Origin of the sequence: Serratia sp. J2 (assembly GCF_046269175.1) — a bacterium.
In the GTDB taxonomy this organism is placed as follows: domain Bacteria; phylum Pseudomonadota; class Gammaproteobacteria; order Enterobacterales; family Enterobacteriaceae; genus Chania; species Chania fonticola_C.
This window is the reverse complement of record NZ_JBKABN010000039.1, coordinates 15,482-34,027: the sequence shown is the minus strand read 5'-3', so window position 1 is coordinate 34,027 and position 18,546 is coordinate 15,482. Positions and strand designations below refer to the sequence as shown.

The 18,546-nt window shown below is 56.3% G+C and carries 18 protein-coding genes; 7 read left to right on the top strand and 11 right to left on the bottom strand.

All coding sequences use genetic code 11. From position 1 onward, the window contains the following. Positions 1 to 21 precede the first annotated feature (21 nt). On the bottom strand, positions 22 to 513 hold the full coding sequence (locus ACKWMY_RS25835; RefSeq protein WP_024483937.1) for a YajQ family cyclic di-GMP-binding protein: 492 nt from the start codon (positions 511 to 513) through the stop codon (positions 22 to 24). A 169-nt stretch (positions 514 to 682) separates the two neighbouring features. Here ACKWMY_RS25835 and panE point away from each other — a divergent pair, with 169 nt between their 5' ends. After that, the gene (gene panE, locus ACKWMY_RS25830; protein WP_024528640.1) at positions 683 to 1,594 is read left to right on the top strand and encodes a 2-dehydropantoate 2-reductase; all 912 of its coding nucleotides are present in this window, start codon (positions 683 to 685) and stop codon (positions 1,592 to 1,594) included. Next, a complete protein-coding gene (gene yajL, locus ACKWMY_RS25825; protein WP_024483935.1) occupies positions 1,557 to 2,147 on the top strand; it encodes a protein deglycase YajL in 591 nt (196 codons plus the stop codon). Before panE ends, yajL begins: the two co-directional genes overlap by 38 nt. A 40-nt stretch (positions 2,148 to 2,187) precedes the next feature. On the opposite strand, the gene ACKWMY_RS25820 is transcribed toward yajL, so the two are convergent. Continuing rightward, the gene (locus ACKWMY_RS25820; protein WP_211135996.1) at positions 2,188 to 2,979 is read right to left on the bottom strand and encodes a DUF4198 domain-containing protein; all 792 of its coding nucleotides are present in this window, start codon (positions 2,977 to 2,979) and stop codon (positions 2,188 to 2,190) included. Between the two features lie 177 nt (positions 2,980 to 3,156). Beyond that, positions 3,157 to 4,605: a tRNA uracil 4-sulfurtransferase ThiI gene (gene thiI / locus ACKWMY_RS25815; protein ID WP_409487338.1), complete on the bottom strand. Its 1,449-nt coding sequence runs from the start codon at positions 4,603 to 4,605 to the stop codon at positions 3,157 to 3,159. 284 nt (positions 4,606 to 4,889) lie between these two features. Between thiI and xseB the strand changes: the two genes are divergently transcribed. The 4 genes from xseB (at position 4,890) to ACKWMY_RS25795 (ending at position 9,038) form a co-directional block, all read left to right on the top strand. Continuing rightward, positions 4,890 to 5,153: an exodeoxyribonuclease VII small subunit gene (xseB, locus tag ACKWMY_RS25810; protein WP_024528643.1), complete on the top strand. Its 264-nt coding sequence runs from the start codon at positions 4,890 to 4,892 to the stop codon at positions 5,151 to 5,153. Positions 5,154 to 5,158: 5 nt separating this feature from the next. Next, positions 5,159 to 6,061 (top strand): (2E,6E)-farnesyl diphosphate synthase, encoded by a 903-nt coding sequence (gene ispA, locus ACKWMY_RS25805; RefSeq protein WP_024528644.1) that lies wholly within the window; start codon positions 5,159 to 5,161, stop codon positions 6,059 to 6,061. A 21-nt stretch (positions 6,062 to 6,082) separates the two neighbouring features. After that, positions 6,083 to 7,945: a 1-deoxy-D-xylulose-5-phosphate synthase gene (gene dxs / locus ACKWMY_RS25800; RefSeq protein ID WP_024528645.1), complete on the top strand. Its 1,863-nt coding sequence runs from the start codon at positions 6,083 to 6,085 to the stop codon at positions 7,943 to 7,945. Between the two features lie 118 nt (positions 7,946 to 8,063). Then, the gene (locus ACKWMY_RS25795; RefSeq protein ID WP_309047819.1) at positions 8,064 to 9,038 is read left to right on the top strand and encodes an aldo/keto reductase; all 975 of its coding nucleotides are present in this window, start codon (positions 8,064 to 8,066) and stop codon (positions 9,036 to 9,038) included. A gap of 145 nt (positions 9,039 to 9,183) precedes the next feature. Here ACKWMY_RS25795 and thiL read toward each other — a convergent pair whose 3' ends face one another. The 5 genes from thiL to nrdR form a co-directional block, all read right to left on the bottom strand. Further along, entirely contained in the window at positions 9,184 to 10,164 is a 981-nt protein-coding gene (gene thiL, locus ACKWMY_RS25790) for a thiamine-phosphate kinase (protein WP_024528647.1), read from the bottom strand. A 45-nt stretch (positions 10,165 to 10,209) separates the two neighbouring features. Further along, positions 10,210 to 10,626 (bottom strand): transcription antitermination factor NusB, encoded by a 417-nt coding sequence (nusB, locus tag ACKWMY_RS25785; protein ID WP_021180188.1) that lies wholly within the window; start codon positions 10,624 to 10,626, stop codon positions 10,210 to 10,212. Between the two features lie 21 nt (positions 10,627 to 10,647). Continuing rightward, the gene (gene ribE / locus ACKWMY_RS25780; RefSeq protein WP_021805495.1) at positions 10,648 to 11,118 is read right to left on the bottom strand and encodes a 6,7-dimethyl-8-ribityllumazine synthase; all 471 of its coding nucleotides are present in this window, start codon (positions 11,116 to 11,118) and stop codon (positions 10,648 to 10,650) included. Positions 11,119 to 11,238: 120 nt separating this feature from the next. Continuing rightward, positions 11,239 to 12,345, bottom strand: a complete 1,107-nt coding sequence (gene ribD, locus ACKWMY_RS25775; RefSeq protein ID WP_409487337.1) for a bifunctional diaminohydroxyphosphoribosylaminopyrimidine deaminase/5-amino-6-(5-phosphoribosylamino)uracil reductase RibD — start codon at positions 12,343 to 12,345, stop codon at positions 11,239 to 11,241. A 10-nt stretch (positions 12,346 to 12,355) separates the two neighbouring features. Next, complete coding sequence (gene nrdR, locus ACKWMY_RS25770) at positions 12,356 to 12,805, bottom strand: transcriptional regulator NrdR (RefSeq protein ID WP_021180191.1); 450 nt, start codon at positions 12,803 to 12,805, stop codon at positions 12,356 to 12,358. A 196-nt stretch (positions 12,806 to 13,001) separates the two neighbouring features. On the opposite strand from nrdR, the gene ACKWMY_RS25765 reads away from it, so the two are divergent. Then, positions 13,002 to 13,544: a DUF3251 domain-containing protein gene (locus tag ACKWMY_RS25765; protein ID WP_024528649.1), complete on the top strand. Its 543-nt coding sequence runs from the start codon at positions 13,002 to 13,004 to the stop codon at positions 13,542 to 13,544. Positions 13,545 to 13,667: 123 nt separating this feature from the next. On the opposite strand, the gene ttrA is transcribed toward ACKWMY_RS25765, so the two are convergent. The 3 genes from ttrA to ttrB are packed head-to-tail and all read right to left on the bottom strand — an operon-like array spanning position 13,668 to position 18,533. Further along, positions 13,668 to 16,751: a tetrathionate reductase subunit TtrA gene (gene ttrA / locus ACKWMY_RS25760; RefSeq protein ID WP_409487336.1), complete on the bottom strand. Its 3,084-nt coding sequence runs from the start codon at positions 16,749 to 16,751 to the stop codon at positions 13,668 to 13,670. Next, positions 16,744 to 17,802 carry a tetrathionate reductase subunit TtrC gene (gene ttrC / locus ACKWMY_RS25755; RefSeq protein WP_409487335.1) on the bottom strand — a complete coding sequence of 353 codons (1,059 nt, stop codon included), beginning with the start codon at positions 17,800 to 17,802 and terminating at the stop codon, positions 16,744 to 16,746. The genes ttrA and ttrC overlap by 8 nt, the downstream gene beginning before the upstream one ends. Continuing rightward, complete coding sequence (ttrB, locus tag ACKWMY_RS25750; protein ID WP_024528652.1) at positions 17,799 to 18,533, bottom strand: tetrathionate reductase subunit TtrB; 735 nt, start codon at positions 18,531 to 18,533, stop codon at positions 17,799 to 17,801. Before ttrB ends, ttrC begins: the two co-directional genes overlap by 4 nt. Positions 18,534 to 18,546 lie beyond the last annotated feature (13 nt).

The window sequence follows — 18,546 nt, the reverse complement described above, 5'->3', positions numbered from 1 at the left end:
CTACCCCCAGATCGGCACTACTTAATCGCGGAAGTTTTTAAACTGGAACGGCTGCCCCAGATCGGCACCACGGATCAGCGCCATCACGCTTTGCAGATCGTCACGCGCCTTACCGGTAACGCGGATTTCATCACCCTGGATCTGCGCCTGTACCTTCAGCTTGCTGTCTTTGATCAGCTTGACGATCTTCTTCGCCATTGAGCTTTCGATCCCCTGCTTGAGCTTGGCATCCACGCTGTAGGTTTTGCCACTGTGGGTCAACTCTTCCGGGATCTCCAGCGCGCCGCCTTCAATGCTGCGTTTCATCAGTTTTTCGCGCAGGATATCCAGCAGTTGCTGCACCTGGAAGTCAGACTCGCTGGCGACCTTAATGCTTTCGTCTTTCTCGTTCAGCTCAAAGCTGGCCGGTACGTTACGGAAATCCCAACGGGTGCTGAGATCGCGGGTAGCGTTATCAACGGCGTTGCGAACTTCCTGCATATCAATTTCGGAAACGATGTCGAAAGATGGCATACTTCTCTTCCTCCTGAATGGGTGCTCTATGATTTCGTTGCCGTGCATGATACCCGCTTTGCGGTTTCAGGCAAAATTCGGATATGCGCTTGAACAAGACGTTCAATAACAGATAAGCCTATAATCAAAAGGATCCACCAGTGGTCTTACCGGACACCAAGGAGATTTAATGAAAATAACCATTCTTGGTTGCGGTGCACTCGGACAACTGTGGCTTGCCAAGCTATATCAGCAGGGCCACGATGTACAGGGATGGTTACGGGTGCCCCAGCCATTTTGTGCGGTCAACGTCATTGACCCCGACGGCACATCGTTTAACCGTAATTTGCCCACCAACGATCCCGAACACCTGCGGCAAAGTGAGTTACTGCTGGTTACACTGAAAGCCTGGCAGGTTTCCAGCGCGGTGACGGCATTGCTGCCCAAACTAAACCCTCGCTGTGCCATTTTGCTACTGCATAACGGCATAGGGACTCAAGAGGAGTTGCCACCGCACAGCCAGCCGGTGTTACAGGGCATCACCACGCATGCCGCACGCCATGATGGTAACACTATTGTGCACGTCGCCAACGGCACCACCCATATCGGCCCAACGACACGGCAAGCCACCCATCTCAGCCATCTGGCAGAGATACTGCATCAAGCCCTGCCAGACGTTGCCTGGCATAACAATATTACTTCGGCCAGTTGGCGCAAGCTGGCGGTCAACTGCGTCATCAACCCGCTAACCGTACTGTATGACTGCCGTAATGGCGATCTGCAACGCTATCCTGAGCAGATAGAGCTTATCTGCCGTGAAGTGGCTAGCGTGATGGAGATGGAAGGCCACCACACCTCGTGCGAAAGCCTGGTGTTCTATGTGATGCAGGTGATCCAGTCAACGGCGGACAACATCTCCTCGATGCTGCAGGATATCCGTTCTCAGCGGCACACAGAGATCGACTACATTACCGGTTATTTGCTGCGTCGCGGACGCAGCCACGGCATTCCCCTGCCAGAAAATACCCGCCTGTTTGAAATCATTAAACGCAAGGAAAATAGCTATGAGCGCATCGGTATTGGTCTGCCTGGCACCTGGTAGTGAAGAAACCGAAGCCGTAACCACCATCGACCTGCTGGTTCGTGCCGGAGTCAAAGTAACGACCGCCAGCGTTGCCAGTGACGGTGGCCTGACCATCGTCTGCTCACGCGGCGTGAAGCTGCTGGCAGACGCTCCCTTGGTGGCGATTGTTGATGACCACTTTGACGCCATCGTCTTACCTGGCGGCATCAAGGGTGCGGAATGTTTTCGCGATAGCCCGTTGCTGGTGGAAAAAGTCCGCCAGATGCATCTGCAAGGCAATATTGTCGCCGCCATCTGTGCGGCACCGGCCTTGGTATTGCAGCATCACCAACTGTTCCCGATCGGCAATATGACCGGCTTCCCCGGCCTGAAAGAGCAGATCCCAGAAGGGCAGTGGATGGAAAGACGCGTTGTGTTCGACCCGCGCGTCAACCTGCTCACCAGTCAAGGGCCAGGCACCTCGATGGAGTTTGCCCTGAAACTGATCGATTTGCTGTTGGGTAAGGCCAAAGCGGCAGAGATAGCGGCACAGCTGGTACTGATCCCTGGCATGTACGACTTCCGCGATTGAATCAATATCGGCAGGCCGGTTGGCCTGCCAAGCCAATGACTTATTCGCTGATGGTAAAGGTCAGCGTTGAAAGCAACACGGATTCATCACATTTCGCCTTATCCACATAAGGCAGTTTATGTTCGGTTTCGACTACCCAATATCCTGCCTTCAGCGGGTAAACATTGACTTTGCCCTTGCCGTCGGTCTGATTCAAAAAGGCTTTGGCATGACTATGAGTATGCCCGTGGTGCTCATGTTGGTCGCCAAAACCGGCAAACGTCGCCGTCACATCGGCATTCTTTAGCGGTTTCCCGTCATACAATACCTGTATTGGCAACGGCTGCCCTGGCTTGATAGTAGCCGGGTTGGCTAACGGGATAATTTCCAACTGCAATCCCTGCGGCTGGCTGATGACGGCGGTCTCTGTCGCACCATCGATGTTCACAATGGTCTTACCGAACATGGAGGCCCGCTCGCAGTACAGCGCATCCGGCATTTCCGTCCTGCTCTGCTGTTGCCATCCCGCTTTATTTTTCGACCAATAGGTGGGTTTATAGAGAGCGATAGCGGCATAGCTGCCCTTGGCTAACGGTTTTTCCGTCACGAACTGGTAATTCTCTTTACCAGGCTTCAGCATCAGATCCCCATTTTTTCCGATCAGCTGTGCCGGTGCGAAAATGTGCAGGCGATCTTCAGGGATCGCTTCTGCGGTAGGGAACTCATCTCCATAACCGAGCTCTATCGTGCTCTGCCCACCCGCAGCGGGTAGCGCATTAACCCATAAAGAATGGGCCTGAGAATGGCTGACAAACCAAAAAGGCAGTATCACCACCAACTGTTTTAACTGCATTAACCTGCTCCTTTCCCAATCAATAAAAAGATATGTTATAACGTAACAATAAATAAACCAAAGTAAGCCACTCTGTCAAAGTTATTCGAGGGGAAAGAGAAAAAAGGAGGATCAAACAGGGGAAGTGGTTATGGGTAGCAACACCAGAGAAACGGCATTGCTACCCTGCAACGCAGATTACGGGCGGTAGACTTTAACGTTAGCGTAGCCCTGCTCCAGCAGGTACAGCGCTTGCAAACGGCTCATCACGCCGCGCTCACAGTACAGCAGATAGGTTTTGCTCTGATCGAGATCGGCAAACTGCGTGCCTAACTTGTAGAACGGCAGCAGTTTGACTTCCACCTGCACCAGTTGCAGCGGTTTCTCTTCCTGCTCGTCCGCCGAGCGGATATCCAGGATCACTTCGTCAGCGCTGAATTCAGCCACGGTTTCTACTTCGGCGACCTGCTGACTGGTTTCTTCTGCGATAGTGCGGATATCGACGTTACGCGCTTCGCGCACCACGCGATCGAGGATCTCGAAGTCAAAGTGCCCTTCTTCCTCTTCAATCCTGGTTTTGATTGCCTTGACCGTCGGGCTTTTTGAGATCACACCACAATACTCCGGCATGGTCTTGGCGAAGTCTTCAGTGCCGATTTCACGCGCCACGTTGATGATGTGCTCTTTATCATGCGAGATCAGCGGGCGCAGGATCAGGGTATCGGAGGCGTTATCGATCAGGCGCAGGTTGGTCAGGGTCTGGCTGGAAACCTGGCCCAGCGCTTCGCCGGTCACCAAAGCCTGCACGCCATAACGTTCAGCAACCTGGGAAGCGGCACGCACCATCATACGCTTGAGCACCACGCCCATCTGGCCGTCATCGACCTTTTCCAGGATCTCACCGACCACCGGTTCGAAATCGATCGCCACAAAGCGCACCTTGTGTGAGCTGCCGAAGCGGTTCCACAGATAGTAGGCAACCTGCTTGACGCCAATTTCATGCGCCGCGCCACCCAGATTAAAGAAGCAATAATGTACGCGACAGCCACGGCGCATCAGCATATAGCTGGAAACACCGGAGTCAAAACCGCCGGAAATCAGTGACAGCACATCTTCTTGGGTGCCGATCGGGTAGCCACCAATGCCTTCGCGGCGCGCCTTGACCAACATCAGCTTGTCGTCATCGATCTCCAGGTTCACCGTGACCTGAGGGCGAGAAAGTTTGACGCGTGCGCTTTCAATATGCTGGTTCAAACCGCCACCAACGTAGCGCTCAACATCCTGCGAGCTGAACTCATGCTTGCCACGGCGTTTCACCCGTACGCAGAAGGTCTTGCCTTCCAGTTGCTCGCGGTAGGTTTCCAGCGTCTGCTCAAAGATGTGGTGGACATCGGTATAGGCGCGATCTTCCACCTCCAGGATATGGTGAATGCCGGGAATACGCGTCAGGGCATCGGCAATCACCGGGCGCTGATCTTCATCTTTGGCACGCACCTCGATAAAATCCCAGTGACGGACAACCGCCAGAGTTTCATCATACTGCTTCAGGACGTTACGGATGTTGGTAGTCAGGATCTTAATAAAGCGCAAGCGCACAGATTGACTCTTGATGGTGATTTCCGGGAACAATTTAATGATAAACTTCATGGCGGTCTTTATAGTCTGATGAAAATTAGGCAATACCTCTGCCCTACGGGGTTCAGCGGCGGCGGTTAGCTGCCACTGCAAGGCTATTAGGTATACAATGGCGATAAGATTGATAAAATCGCGGGCTGGCCGAGCTTTTATCAATCTTATCTGGGCGCGAAGTATATCACTATCTGCACGCGCGCCGTGCACAAAACCACATAGACGTGCCATGATTTGCTAATCAAGATCCGCTAGGATAGGCTCGGGCCCCACTGTTCACATGATGATGTAAAAAGAAAACTATGGCGAAAAAACCTGCACAATCAGACAGTAAAGAGCAAGGCATCAGCTTTGAGAATTCTCTGAGCGAACTCGAAAGTATCGTAACCCGGTTGGAATCCGGCGAGCTGCCGCTGGAAGATGCGCTCAATGAGTTTGAACGTGGCGTCCAATTGGCTCGCCAGGGCCAACAAAAGCTGCAACAGGCTGAGCAGCGCGTACAGATCCTGCTCAACGACCATAACGACGATGCTGCACTGACCCCTTTTACCCCGGACGCTGAGTAATTACGATGTCTGAGTTCCACGATCAGTTACAGGCCTTCCATCAGCGCAGCGATCGCGCACTGCTTGGTTATATCGCTCCGCTGCCGTTCAATGAGGGCAAAATGGTTGAGGCGATGCGTCACGGCGCCTTGCTGGGCGGTAAACGGCTACGGCCTTTCCTGGTTTACGCCACCGGGCAAATGTTTGGCCTGAGCCTGGAGAATCTGGATGCCCCAGCGGCGGCGGTGGAGTGCATCCATGCCTATTCGCTGATCCATGACGACCTGCCAGCAATGGATGACGACGATCTGCGCCGTGGCCAGCCAACCTGTCATATCAAATTTGGCGAAGCTAACGCGATTCTGGCGGGCGACGCCCTGCAAACGCTGGCTTTCTCGATCCTGGCTGACGCCGACATGCCCGATGTGGCACTGCGCGATCGGCTGGCGATGATTTCCGAACTGGCCAAAGCCAGCGGCGTTGCCGGTATGTGCGGTGGCCAGTCGCTGGATCTGGAAGCCGAAGGCAAGCAGATCGATCTACAGGCACTAGAACAAATCCATCGCCATAAAACCGGCGCGCTGATCCGTGCTGCGGTTCGCTTGGGGGCATTGGCCGCCGGTGAACCGGGCCGTGCTGCACTCCCTGAACTTGACCGTTACGCGGCCGCCATTGGCCTGGCGTTTCAGGTGCAGGACGATATTCTTGACGTCGTGGGCGAAACCGAAAAAATCGGTAAACGCCAAGGCTCCGACCAACAGCTTGGCAAGAGTACCTACCCGGCCCTACTTGGGCTTGACAGCGCCAAGTTAAAAGCGTGGGATCTCTATCAGGAAGCCTTGGCCGCATTAGACTCGTTGGCCACACAATCTTATAACACCGCACCATTACGTGCATTGGCCAACTTCATTATTGAACGCGACAATTAACTCCTCTGATATGAGTACTGAATGAGTCTTGATATAGCCAAATACCCGACCTTGGCCTTAGCGGAAAATCCTGAAGAACTCCGCTCGTTGCCAAAAGAAAGCCTGCCGAAGTTGTGTGATGAACTGCGGCAATACCTGCTGGACAGCGTCAGCCGTTCCAGTGGCCACTTTGCGTCTGGGCTGGGTACCGTCGAGCTGACGGTGGCACTGCATTACGTCTACAACACCCCTTTCGATCACCTGGTTTGGGACGTTGGCCATCAGGCTTACCCACACAAAATCCTGACCGGTCGGCGTGACCGCATCTCGACCATTCGCCAGAAAAACGGCCTGCACCCATTCCCGTGGCGCGCCGAAAGTGAATATGACGTGTTGTCCGTTGGCCACTCTTCAACCTCGATCAGCGCGGGTCTTGGCATGGCCGTGGCCGCCGCGCGTGAGGGCAAAAACCGCCGCACCGTCTGCGTGATTGGCGACGGTGCCATCACCGCAGGCATGGCGTTCGAAGCCATGAACCATGCGGGCGACATCACCCCGGATATGCTGGTGGTGCTGAACGACAATGAAATGTCGATCTCAGAAAACGTCGGGGCGTTGAATAATCATCTGGCGCAACTGCTGTCTGGCAAGCTCTACTCCACGCTGCGCGAAGGCGGCAAGAAGGTGCTTTCCGGTCTGCCGCCGATCAAAGAACTGCTCAAGCGTACCGAAGAACACCTCAAAGGTATGGTAGTCCCAGGCACGCTGTTTGAAGAGCTGGGCTTTAACTACATTGGCCCGGTAGACGGGCACGACGTGCAGGGATTGGCCGCTACGCTAAAAAACATGCGTGACCTGAAAGGCCCACAGTTACTGCATATCATGACCAAAAAAGGCCGTGGCTATGCTCCGGCAGAAAAGGATCCGATCAGCTTCCACGCGGTGCCGAAATTCGATCCGGCGAGCGGCACCCTGCCAAAAAGTGCTGGCGGCCTGCCAACCTATTCCAAGATCTTTGGCGAATGGCTGTGTGAAACGGCGGCCAAAGACAGCCAACTGATGGCGATCACGCCAGCCATGCGCGAAGGTTCCGGCATGGTGCAGTTCTCTCGCGACTATCCGCAGCAGTATTTCGACGTGGCGATCGCCGAGCAGCATGCGGTGACTTTCGCCGCCGGGTTGGCGATCGGCGGTTACAAGCCGGTGGTGGCGATCTACTCCACCTTCCTGCAGCGCGCCTACGATCAGGTGATCCACGACGTGGCGATCCAGGAGCTGCCGGTGATGTTTGCCATCGATCGCGGCGGCATTGTCGGTGCCGACGGCCAGACCCACCAGGGCGCCTTTGATATTTCGTTCCTGCGCTGCATCCCGAATATGGTGATCATGACGCCGAGCGACGAAAACGAATGTCGCCAGATGCTGTACACCGGTTATCACCATAACGCTGGCCCAAGTGCGGTACGCTACCCACGGGGCAACGGTACGGGGGCAACGCTGGAACCTCTGGCCGCACTGCCGCTCGGTAAGGGCATCGTGCGCCGCGAAGGGGAAAAGATTGCCATCCTCAACTTTGGTACCCTGTTGGCGGAAGCCGCTCAGGTCGCCGAAGCGATGAACGCTACGCTGGTGGACATGCGCTTCGTCAAACCACTGGATGAGCAACTGGTGCTGGAAATGGCCGCCAGCCACGAAGTGTTGGTGACGCTGGAAGAAAACGCCATTATGGGCGGCGCTGGCAGTGGGGTTAACGAATTGCTGATGGCCAAACGCCGTGTAGTGCCCGTACTGAACATTGGCCTGCCGGATTACTTTATCCCACAGGGCGGCCAGGAAGAGATCCGCAGCGATCTGGGCCTGGATGCGGCCGGTATTCAACGCCAGATCGAAACCTGGTTGGCATAAACTAGCTAAGGGCGCCGCACTGGGCGCCCTTATCAATCCCACTCTTCAACGCCACGCCCATCATTTCTGCATCATTTTCCGCTACAGTTATTTTTTGAACGGTACACAGGAGAGAGGCATGAAATATCTACAGCTAGGTAACACCGATCTCAACATTTCCCGCATCTGTTTGGGTTGCATGACCTATGGCGAGCCCTCACGTGGCAACCATGCCTGGACGCTGCCGGAGGAAAGCAGCCGTCCGTTGATCAAGCAGGCGCTGGATGCGGGAATCAACTTCTTTGATACCTCCAACAACTATTCCGATGGCAGCAGCGAGGAGATCGTTGGCCGGGCACTGCGCGACTATGCTCGCCGCGACGAGGTGGTGATCGCCACCAAAGTCTATAACGCCATGAGCAACTTGGAACGTGGCCTGTCACGGCCCAAGATCATGCAGTCGATCGACGACAGTCTGCGGCGTTTGGGTACCGACTACGTCGATTTACTGCAAATCCACCGTTGGGACTATGAAACCCCGATCGAAGAGACGCTGGAAGCCCTGCATGACGTAGTAAAATCGGGTAAGGCACGCTATATCGGAGCTTCTTCGATGTACGCCTGGCAGTTTGCCAAGGCGCTGTACACCGCCGATCTGCACGGCTGGACACGCTTTGCCAGCATGCAGGATCAGTACAACCTGATCCAACGGGAAGAAGAGCGCGAAATGCACCCGCTCTGCGCCGCCGAAGGGATTGCAGTACTTCCCTGGAGCCCGCTGGCACGTGGCAGGCTGACACGCCCTTGGGGCGAAACCACAGCGCGTCTGGTCAGCGACCAATATGGCAAAACCTTGTATGACGCTACCGAAGGGGTTGATGCTCTGATTGCCGAACGCGTAGCCACTATTGCTGAAGAGCGCGGCGTTTCGCGAGCGCAAATCGCCCTCGCATGGCTGCTGAGTAAACCGGTGGTTACCGCGCCGATTATTGGTGCTTCACGCAGCGAACATTTGATCGATGCCGTAGCCGCCATTGATCTGGAGCTTACATCACAGGAAATTGCAGAATTAGAAACGGCCTATGTGCCGCATCATGTGGTCGGCTTTGAATAGCAGCCAAGCGTAGTCAAAAATGCAAAAACCCGACTGCTGAGGTCGGGTTTTTAGGTTTCGGCCAATAGCTCAGGCCGGAATAAAGCCATCTCTTACTAACAGGATCAGTCTGAGCCCAAAGAGACTCATAACGCCATACTGATGGCTATTGAGCGCTCCCGAAGTGATCGTAACCACTCCAAGGCAGTTCAACTTCTTGCTGATCGCGGTAGAACTTCATCCCTTCAGACTGCGGGCCAATCTGGCCAATACAGGTGTAATCCGCTCCTAAATGGCTTAATGCCACTTCCAGCGCACCCCGATTGATCTCTGGCACGGTGAAGCACAGTTCATAATCTTCGCCGCCGGTCAGCGCCCAACGCAGCGCCTGATCTGCCTCGGTATTGCTGGTCAGCGTCTGCGACAGCGGCAACTCATCCAGTTCAATACGGGCACCGCACTCAGAGGCGTTCAGCACATGTCTCAGATCGGAAATCAGACCGTCGGAGATATCGATCGCCGAGCTGGCCAAATCACGCAGCGCTTGGCCTTGCAGCACACGCGGATGCGGACGCAGATGGCGCGCCAATAGATATTCTTGAGCTGCTCGATCGCTCACTTGCAAACGATCCTGCAGGATTGCCAGCCCGGCGGCGCTGTCCCCCAGCGTACCGGTCACGTAAATCCAGTCGCCAATGCGTGCACCGCTGCGGGTTAACGCCCGCCCGACCGGGATATGGCCGTGGATCGTCAACGTCATGCTCAGCGGGCCACGGGTGGTGTCGCCGCCAATCAGCTGCATGCCGTAGTAATTCATCTGTTCGAACAGGCTATCGCTGAACGCCTTGAGCCACTCTTCGTTCACTTCCGGCAACGTCAACGCCAGCGAAAGCCACGCGGGATCGGCGCCCATTGCTGCCAGGTCGCTCAGGTTAACCGCCAGGGCTTTATAACCGAGATCGGCGGGATCGATATCCGCCAGGAAGTGAATACCCGAAACCAGGGTATCGGTACTGATGGCTAAAAGCTGTTTTTCCGGCACTGTAAGCAGTGCGCAGTCATCGCCAATGCCGAGCTGTACGTCGCGGCGCACACTTTTGAACCGGTCAAAATAGCGGGCAATGAGATCAAATTCGCCACATGCCATAATTCGTCTTCCAAAGAAGTAAGGCCGGTTTCCCGGCCTTATATTTTATTTTTTCCTACGGATGCTGGGGGCTGCTTTATCCAGCACGCCATTTACAAACTTGTGGCTATCTTCTGCGCCGAAGGTTTTCGCCAGTTCGATCGCTTCGTTGATGGCCACTTTGTAAGGGACGTCTTCACGCATTTTCAGCTCGAACAGCGCAATGCGCAGCACGGCTCTTTCCACCTGGCCCAATTCTTCGAGCTGGCGCGACAGGAAGGGGGCCATCAGGCCATCCAGCATACCTGCGTTGACTGCCACACCGGACAGCAGCTCACGAAAATAGGCGACGTCAACATCTTTGACATCCTGCTCCGTCAGGAACTGGTGTTCAACATCGGCAATGTCATTTTTAGACAACTGCCAAGAGTAAATCGCTTGAACAGCGCACTCACGAGCGCGACGACGAGCAGCAGGTTTCACGGAATTCCCCTTAAACTAAATTCAGGCTTTAATAGCTTTGATTACATTAATCATTTCAAGTGCGGTCAGGGCGGCTTCTGCGCCTTTGTTGCCCGCTTTGGTGCCAGCACGCTCGATCGCTTGTTCGATGCTTTCGGTGGTCAGCACGCCAAAGGCAACCGGGATCTCGGTATTCATAGAGACCTGGCCCAGACCGGAGCTGGCTTCGCCCGCCACATATTCGAAGTGCGCGGTGCCCCCACGGATCACCGTACCCAGAGCAATCACCGCATCGTATTTACCGGTGTTAGCCAGCACGCGTGCGGTTAATGGCAGCTCGTAAGCGCCTGGGACCCAAACAACGGTGATGTTGTCATCAGCAACCTGGCCGATACGCTTCAGTGCATCAATGGCACCTTGCAGCAGGCTGTCGTTGATGAAATTGTTAAAACGTGCAATTGCGATCGCCACACGGGCATTTGGAGTAGCAACAACACCTTCGATAACTTTCATGGGCTTTCCTTAAAAATGGGTTCAATACCCCGCAGGGGGGCGGATTCTATCATATTCTTTGCCCGGCTGCGCGGCGCTTTTGTAAAACGCGGCTGCACCGGCAGGCAAAGGTTACATTCTCTATTTGGCGGTTAACCGCAGGCGCAGATCGGGGCCAATCTGGCGTACCTCGCTAAAGACAAACTCAGGCGCATCGGCCAAGTGCGTCAGCCCCGGCAGTTGGCACAGCCCACGGGCATTATCCCCCAATAGTTTGGGCGCGATGTACAAGACGAGCTCATCCACCAGCCCAGCCTGCAGCAGCGCACCGGCAAGCTGTGCGCCAGCCTCGACCCAGATGCTGTTCACCTGGCGCTTGGCCAGTTGCATCATCATTACCACCAGATCGATACCGCCGCCGTGCAGTGGGAAAGATAATTGCTCCACCCCTGCCGGCCAAACCCGATCGTCTGGCTGCTGGCGTGCCAACCAAGTCATACCCGGTTGCTGCACGACCCAGTGCTGAGGCGTGACCCGGTTCTGGCTGTCCAGAATAATCCGTAGCGGCTGGCGCAGGCTGTCACGCGGATAAATCTGCTGGGTTTCACTGCTCAGTTCATCCCAGCGCACCGTTAGCGAAGGATCGTCGGCCAACACGGTTGCGCTGGTGCTGAGGATCGCCGAACTGGCCGCCCGCAACTCCTGTACATCCCGCCGGGCCTGCGGTGAGGTGATCCACTGGCTTTCCCCCGAGGCCATCGCCGTACGGCCATCCAGTGAAGCGCCCAGCTTGAGCTGCACATAGGGAAACCCGGTGCGCATACGCTTGAGGAACCCCAGATTGACCGCTTCTGCCTCTGCCAGCATTACGCCGTGGCGCACTTCGATGCCCGCCTGTTGCAGCTTGTATAGTCCACGCCCGGCAACCTGCGGATTAGGATCTTGCATGGCTGCCACCACGCGGCTGACTCCCGCTGCAATCAAAGCATCTGCACAAGGTGGCGTACGGCCATGGTGGCTACAAGGTTCCAGCGTGACATAGGCCGTAGCCCCTCGCGCCTTTTCCCCTGCCATGCGCAAAGCGTGTACTTCCGCATGAGGCTCACCGGCCCGCAAATGAAAGCCTTCACCCACGATACTACCATCGCGCACGATCACGCAGCCCACGTTCGGGTTCGGTGTGGTGGTAAAACGCCCCAGACGTGCCAGCTCAAAGGCACGTGCCATATAGAATTCGTCGTTTTGCATGCGGATCCCGTTAATCCTGCAGTTTGGCGATCTCTTCGCCGAATTCGCGAATGTCTTCAAAACTGCGATACACCGAAGCGAAGCGGATATACGCGACCTTATCCAGCTTCTTTAACGCATCCATCACCAGATTGCCGACCATTTTGGTGGGCACTTCACGCTCACCGGTAGCGCGCAACTGGGACTTGATGTGGTTGATGGCGTTTTCTACATCGTCGGAGCTGACCGGGCGTTTTTCCAACGCTTTCAGCATGCCACGGCGAAGTTTATCTTCGTTGAACGGTTCGCGAACCTCATCACTTTTGATCACCCGTGGCATCACCAGCTCGGCCACTTCAAAAGTGGTAAAACGTTCATTACAGACCAGACATTGGCGACGACGGCGCACCTGCGATCCATCACCCACCAGGCGGGAATCAATCACTTTGGTATCAACGGCAGCGCAGAAAGGGCAATGCATAACTCGTCCTGATAAGCGTTTACATAGTTGGGCACAGTTTACCCCGAACTAACGCCACAACAAAGACCGCCGGGCATTTGTTGCGAATTGCCTCCATGATTGAGTGATAAAGCAGCCATAAAAGGCACTGGACATGACTTTGGCCAGCGATCGGGCTAAGCTGGTAGCCAGTGTGATTGAAAAGGAAATTGCCGTTATGACAATCCGTTATCGTCAGGTTTGTCTGCTCACCGCCATGATCCTATTGGCCGGTTGCGCACAGAACCGCGAAGTGCCGAAACTCACCAACCAGGTGGTTGAGCTGAAACAGGTGCTGGGGGAGTTGACCGAGCAGGCTACCGCCCTGGAGCGCCAAAATCGGCTTAACCAAAGCTCTACCAGCGGTGTCTACCTGCTGCCAGCCGCCAATAACGCCGCCAAATTACACAGCAGCGTGGGTGAGCTGAGCCTATCGCTCAACTATGTGAAGAGCGAGGCCAACGGCAGCCAGGCAATACTGTATGTGCGCACGCTCTCAGGCCAATATCTGCCAGGCTTTACCGCTACGTTGGAGTGGGGCCAGTTGGATGCCGCGACCGGTATGCCTCTGACCGCGCAGGCGCAGTCGCAACAAATTCAGAGCGCCAGCTCGCTGCTGCCAAAAACCGAGCAAATCTTTGAACTGCGACTGAGTGGCGTAACGCCATCGCAACTGGGCTATGTCCGTGTGCATAGCGTCGAGCCCATCGCTCAACGTTGATACGCTGAATGCTCCCCCCGGTGTCAAGATTGGGGAATCAGATTGCTGACAAACCAGCCACTTGAGATCGCACATATTCTACCGTAGGGCGCCGCATGCTGCGCCCGTTTTAAAGTATCTCAGCTATCCCAAACGCTGCAGCTTCGCCGGTAATCCCTGCCTTACCGCCGCCCCGCTAACCCAGTCCAGCCAGCTATTGCCGACTTCACGAGTCGGATCGGCCAGCCCCAGATCGTTGAGGTTGATCCCTGCGGCAATGCGTGGATCCGCCGCCAAAGCCTGCCCATCCAGCGAATGAACCCGAGCCCCCATTTCACGATGCCCATAGCCGTGTTCAATGGCAATTACGCCCGGCATGACCCCGTCGAGCAAGCTGATTTGCGCTTCCACGCTGCCGCCTGGCGTCTGCAACCTGACACGGTCGCCATGTTGTAGCCCATAGCGCTCGGCATCTATCGGGTTGAGCGCGACCAGATTAACCGCCTTCACGGCCCGCAAACGCTCAATAGGGGCGGTAGAGCTGCTCATCAGGTGCGACTTGAACGACATCAGCCGGAACGGCCACGCTTCACTCGGATAGTGCTGCGCCACGTCGGAACCGTCGGCAAAACGCGGTGGATAATAAGTTGGACAGCCGCTATAGCGCTCCCCGGTCATAGCATGGCGGTGGCGTGCTACCTCCTCGTTCCAGATATTCAGCCCCTGCTTCCACTGCGGGCCGGTCTCCTCCCCTTGCCAAGCCTGCTCATGGGGGGCGAAACGACCACCACGCGCCAGCATATAGCCCACCCGCAGCCGCTCATCCGGTTTTAATACCTGATTCAGCGCCGGTTGCAGACGATCGACACCGGTCAGGCGCAACTCACTCTCCGTCGCCTCAGGCACTGGCTCACCGGCAAATGCCACGTTGGCTGCTGCGCGCAGGTAGTAATCTTCGGCACAATGCAGCCCGCAAGGGGTACCTTGCGCATCCTGCAACGCCCCGTCGCCGAAGCCCGGCAACCCCATGGCCTTCGAGAGCGCAATAACAAAGCTCTCCAGCGCGATCGGCTGCCCATCCGCCGTCTTGGCTGTGCGCGCTGGCACCACTGGCCAACGAGCGGTACTTGCCTTGACCATTACGCCAGACCAGGGGGAGGTAAATCCCCAGCTTTCAAAATTGTGGGTATCCGGCACGATATAGTCCGCCAACGCGCTGGTTTCGTTAATAAAGGCGTCAACGGAAATAAACAGCGGCAGATGCTGCGGATCCTTCAGCCTGCTCTCCACCACGTCACGCAACCCCGCTACACCGTAGAGCGGATTGCCCATGTGATTGATCCAGGCTTTCAGCGGATAAGGGTATCCCATCAGCGCCGGAGCCAGCTGCTCGGTAAACTGACCTGCCACAAAGGGATACCACGGCCCCCGCGCCGGATAAGGGTTGACGCCTTGTTCCACCTTACGACGATACTCATCCGATTTTTCGTACGCCTGCTTACTACGCGACAGCACTAATCCTTTCGGCTTCACCATGTCTGGGAAAGTGGCGAGATTGTAGCGTGGCCCTTCGGCAAACTCCTTGAACTTGCCGCCGCCAACCGAGACGCCACCCTTGAGATTAAGGTTACCGATCAGCGCATTGAGCATCATCACCGCCCAGCTACTGTAGAAACCGTTGCCACTCATCATGCCGCCATGGGAGATCACTGCCGCCTGCCGCTGGTAGGACGTAAACTCCTTGGCCAACGCCGCAATGGTTTCAGCACTAACGCCACACTGGGCGCTGTATTCCGCCAGCGTAAAGCGTTGCGCCGCCAGTTGCAGACAACGGAAGCTTGAGCGCACCTGCACCGATGAGCCATCCGCCAGTTGAACCTGCTGCTCAACCAGCAGTTGCCCACACATGGCCGCGGTAGCGGGCAGTGGTTCGCCTCGCTGTGCGTCCCATACCAAAGCAGGGCTTTCCTCATCATCGCCAGCCCGACCTAACAGATGTGACTTACGCAGGAACTGCCCACAGAGGGGATGATCGTCATCGTTCACCACCAGATGGGTGGCATTCGACCAGCTTTTTTCACCGGCCGCCTGCATGGCCGCCTCGCCAGGTAACGCCAGATAATCGGCGTTATAACGCTCCTGGTCGATAATCCAGCGGATCATGCCCATCGCCAGTGCGGAGTCAGTCCCCGGCAGCACCGGCACCCAGCGGTTGTGATCGTTGGCCAACGTAGTGGTTAACGGCAGTGCCGGGGCCACCACCACGTAGCGGAACTCATCGCGCAGGCGGGCATTGGCTAACTGACGCCCCTGCCGTTTGAACGGATTACCGGACTGTGCGGGTGACGTCCCCAGAAACAGTGCAAAACGCAGATGATCCCAGTCGGGTTTCACATGGGCGTTTTTGTCCAGATCGCCCATCAGCGCCCCGGAACCTGCCCGGTAGGCTAGACCACAGTAAGCGCCATGATGGCCAAAGTTGCGCGTGCCGAAGGCGTTTTGCGCAAAACGTTTGATAAAGGTATCCCGCCCCTCATCACCTGCGTTGGTGACCAGCAGCTGGTTAGCCTTCGGCCCGAGCGTTGGCTGTGCCGGATCGAGTGGCGTTTGCAAATCGCGGATGGCCCGTAATCCCTCCACCGGCCCTTCACCAAACAGATCGCCACCTTCAACTACTTCCTTGATCAACTGTTCAAAACTGATGCGCTGCCACTGCCCGCCACCGCGCGGCCCTACCCGCTTCATCGGTTCAAGCACCCGGTACGGGCTGGTCAGCCCTTCCAGCAGAGTAGCACCGCGAGCACAGGCGGTTGAGCGCTGTTCCAAACCGGCATCACCACCTAGCCGGTTGAGTGCATCACTCACTGGTAAACGATAAGGAAAATGGTGATCGTGCGACAGCGGATGATAAGGGTTACCCGCCACGCGCAGTATCTGATTGCTGTCGCGATCGACCCGCACCCGCAGGCCGCACAGCGTCCAGCAGCCAAAACATTGCGTCATGGAAACGGCCTGCTGCGGATTGGCCTGCCAGCCTTCGGGATGTTGGCGGCCTTCTGGCGGTAACGCATTGGCACTGATCCGATCCAGCGTCAGTTTTCCACTGCTGCCATCACGCAGGCCGGTAAACACCTTCTGCACCATTTCGCTGTAGCTGGCACCAAACACGGCCAGCCCACCCAAAGCGAGCCCGCCTTTCAACCACTGACGACGCGTTGACTTAGCCATAGTTTTTTTTCTCCATCAACCCATGCTGTAATTCACGAACCCCGATGATTAATGCCAGCCACAGCCCAAAAGTGCCGAGAATGGCCAATAGCCCCTCGCTGCCGAGCGGTAACACATAGGGGTTGAGCAATATAGTGAACTTGGGCAGCGTCTGGGTTTGCATCAGCAGCATCCAGCGCACGCCCCAACAGAGCAGCAACGCAGCCAAGCATTGTGCTAACAGACCTGTCGCCCCTAGCACCCTACGACGCGATCGCCAAGCCGAAACTATCAACAGCAGGATCAAAACGGCAAATGCGCTGCCAACCAGTGACCAGGCGCTCCCCTGAACAGGCAACTGACGCAGCGCAGCAGCGGAGTCACTACCGTCCAACCACCAGCCCAGGCTGGAGAGGCAAAGCAACAATAGAGAAAGCCCTTGATAGCGCGCCAAACGAGGCTGCCAGTGAGGTTCATGGCGTAACCAATAGGCCAGCATTGGCGGAACGGCCTGCATAGCAGTAAGCAGCAATAGCCAAGGTAACCACAGGCTGTACCACAGCGGTTGTGAACGCAGCACGGACACTTCGCGGCCGGTATAGAGCAGGATGCTGACGGCTGAAAGCAGCGTGGCCAATGCCACCCAACGTAACCATTTCTGCTCTTGCCATGCGGGCGAGATTTGTAACCATCGCGCCCAGAACGGCAGGGCTTTTGCCCTCAGTTGGCAACGCAGCAGCAAAATGAAATAGGCCACTACCAGCAGGGTAAACAGCGGTAAAAATACCGAGCCAAGAGACATCCACGACCAAGGTGCGAAATGGGCATAGAAGTGCCAGATTCGAGCGGGCTGATGTAAATCCGCACTCAGGGCCAACGGGGCCACGGTGCCGCTCACCACCGCCAGCGAAACGGCAGCCATCTCCAGCCTAGTTGCCTCAGACGCTGAACGCCAGCGTAGCCAAGCCGCAATAGCAACACTGCTACATGCCAGACCGATGAAAAAGAAATACTGTACCGCCCAGGGCAACCAGGCGATCTCCTGCGGGCGAGCCATCACTTCGCGGATCATGAGTGTACCTCCTGCCACAGCGCCGGTTGTCCCCGGACATGGCTGACAAATGCCTCATCCAGCCCCAGATAAAACACCTGTGGGTGCGTCCCCTGCTCGGGTTTCAACACCTTTAGCTCCCCACGATGCTGCTCCAGCGTGCGCCTCAAGGTGCCTTGTTCATCGTTAAGATCGCCGATCATGCGCGCACCGCCGACACAGGATTCAACGCAGGCAGGCAACAGCCCGGCATCCAGGCGGTGGACGCAGAAGGTGCATTTATCCGCGGTTTGGGTTTCATGGTTAATAAAGCGCGCCTCATAGGGGCAGGCTTGCACACAGTAGGCGCAGCCGACGCAGCGGGTGTTATCAATCACCACAATACCGTCCTGACGCTGGAAGGTCGCCTGAACCGGGCAGACCGGCACGCAAGGCGGGTTATCGCAGTGATTGCATAGGCGCGGTAGCAGCACGTTGGTGGGGATGCGCTGGCTATCCGTGACGACCTGATACTGCAGTACAGTGGTGCGAAACTGCCCCTGTGGCAGCTGATTCTCTACCGCACAGCTAACCGTGCAGGCCTGGCAGCCAATACAGCGGCGCAGATCGATCAACATCGCCATTCGCTTTTTGCCGTCGCCTTCACGCCGCTCGGGTTGCAGTTGCCAGCCGGAGTGCGCCAGCGGTACCAACGCGGCACCCGCCGTCAGGACACCGAGGCGTTGTAAAAATTGCCGTTTTCCACTATCCATTGATTTCTCCCAA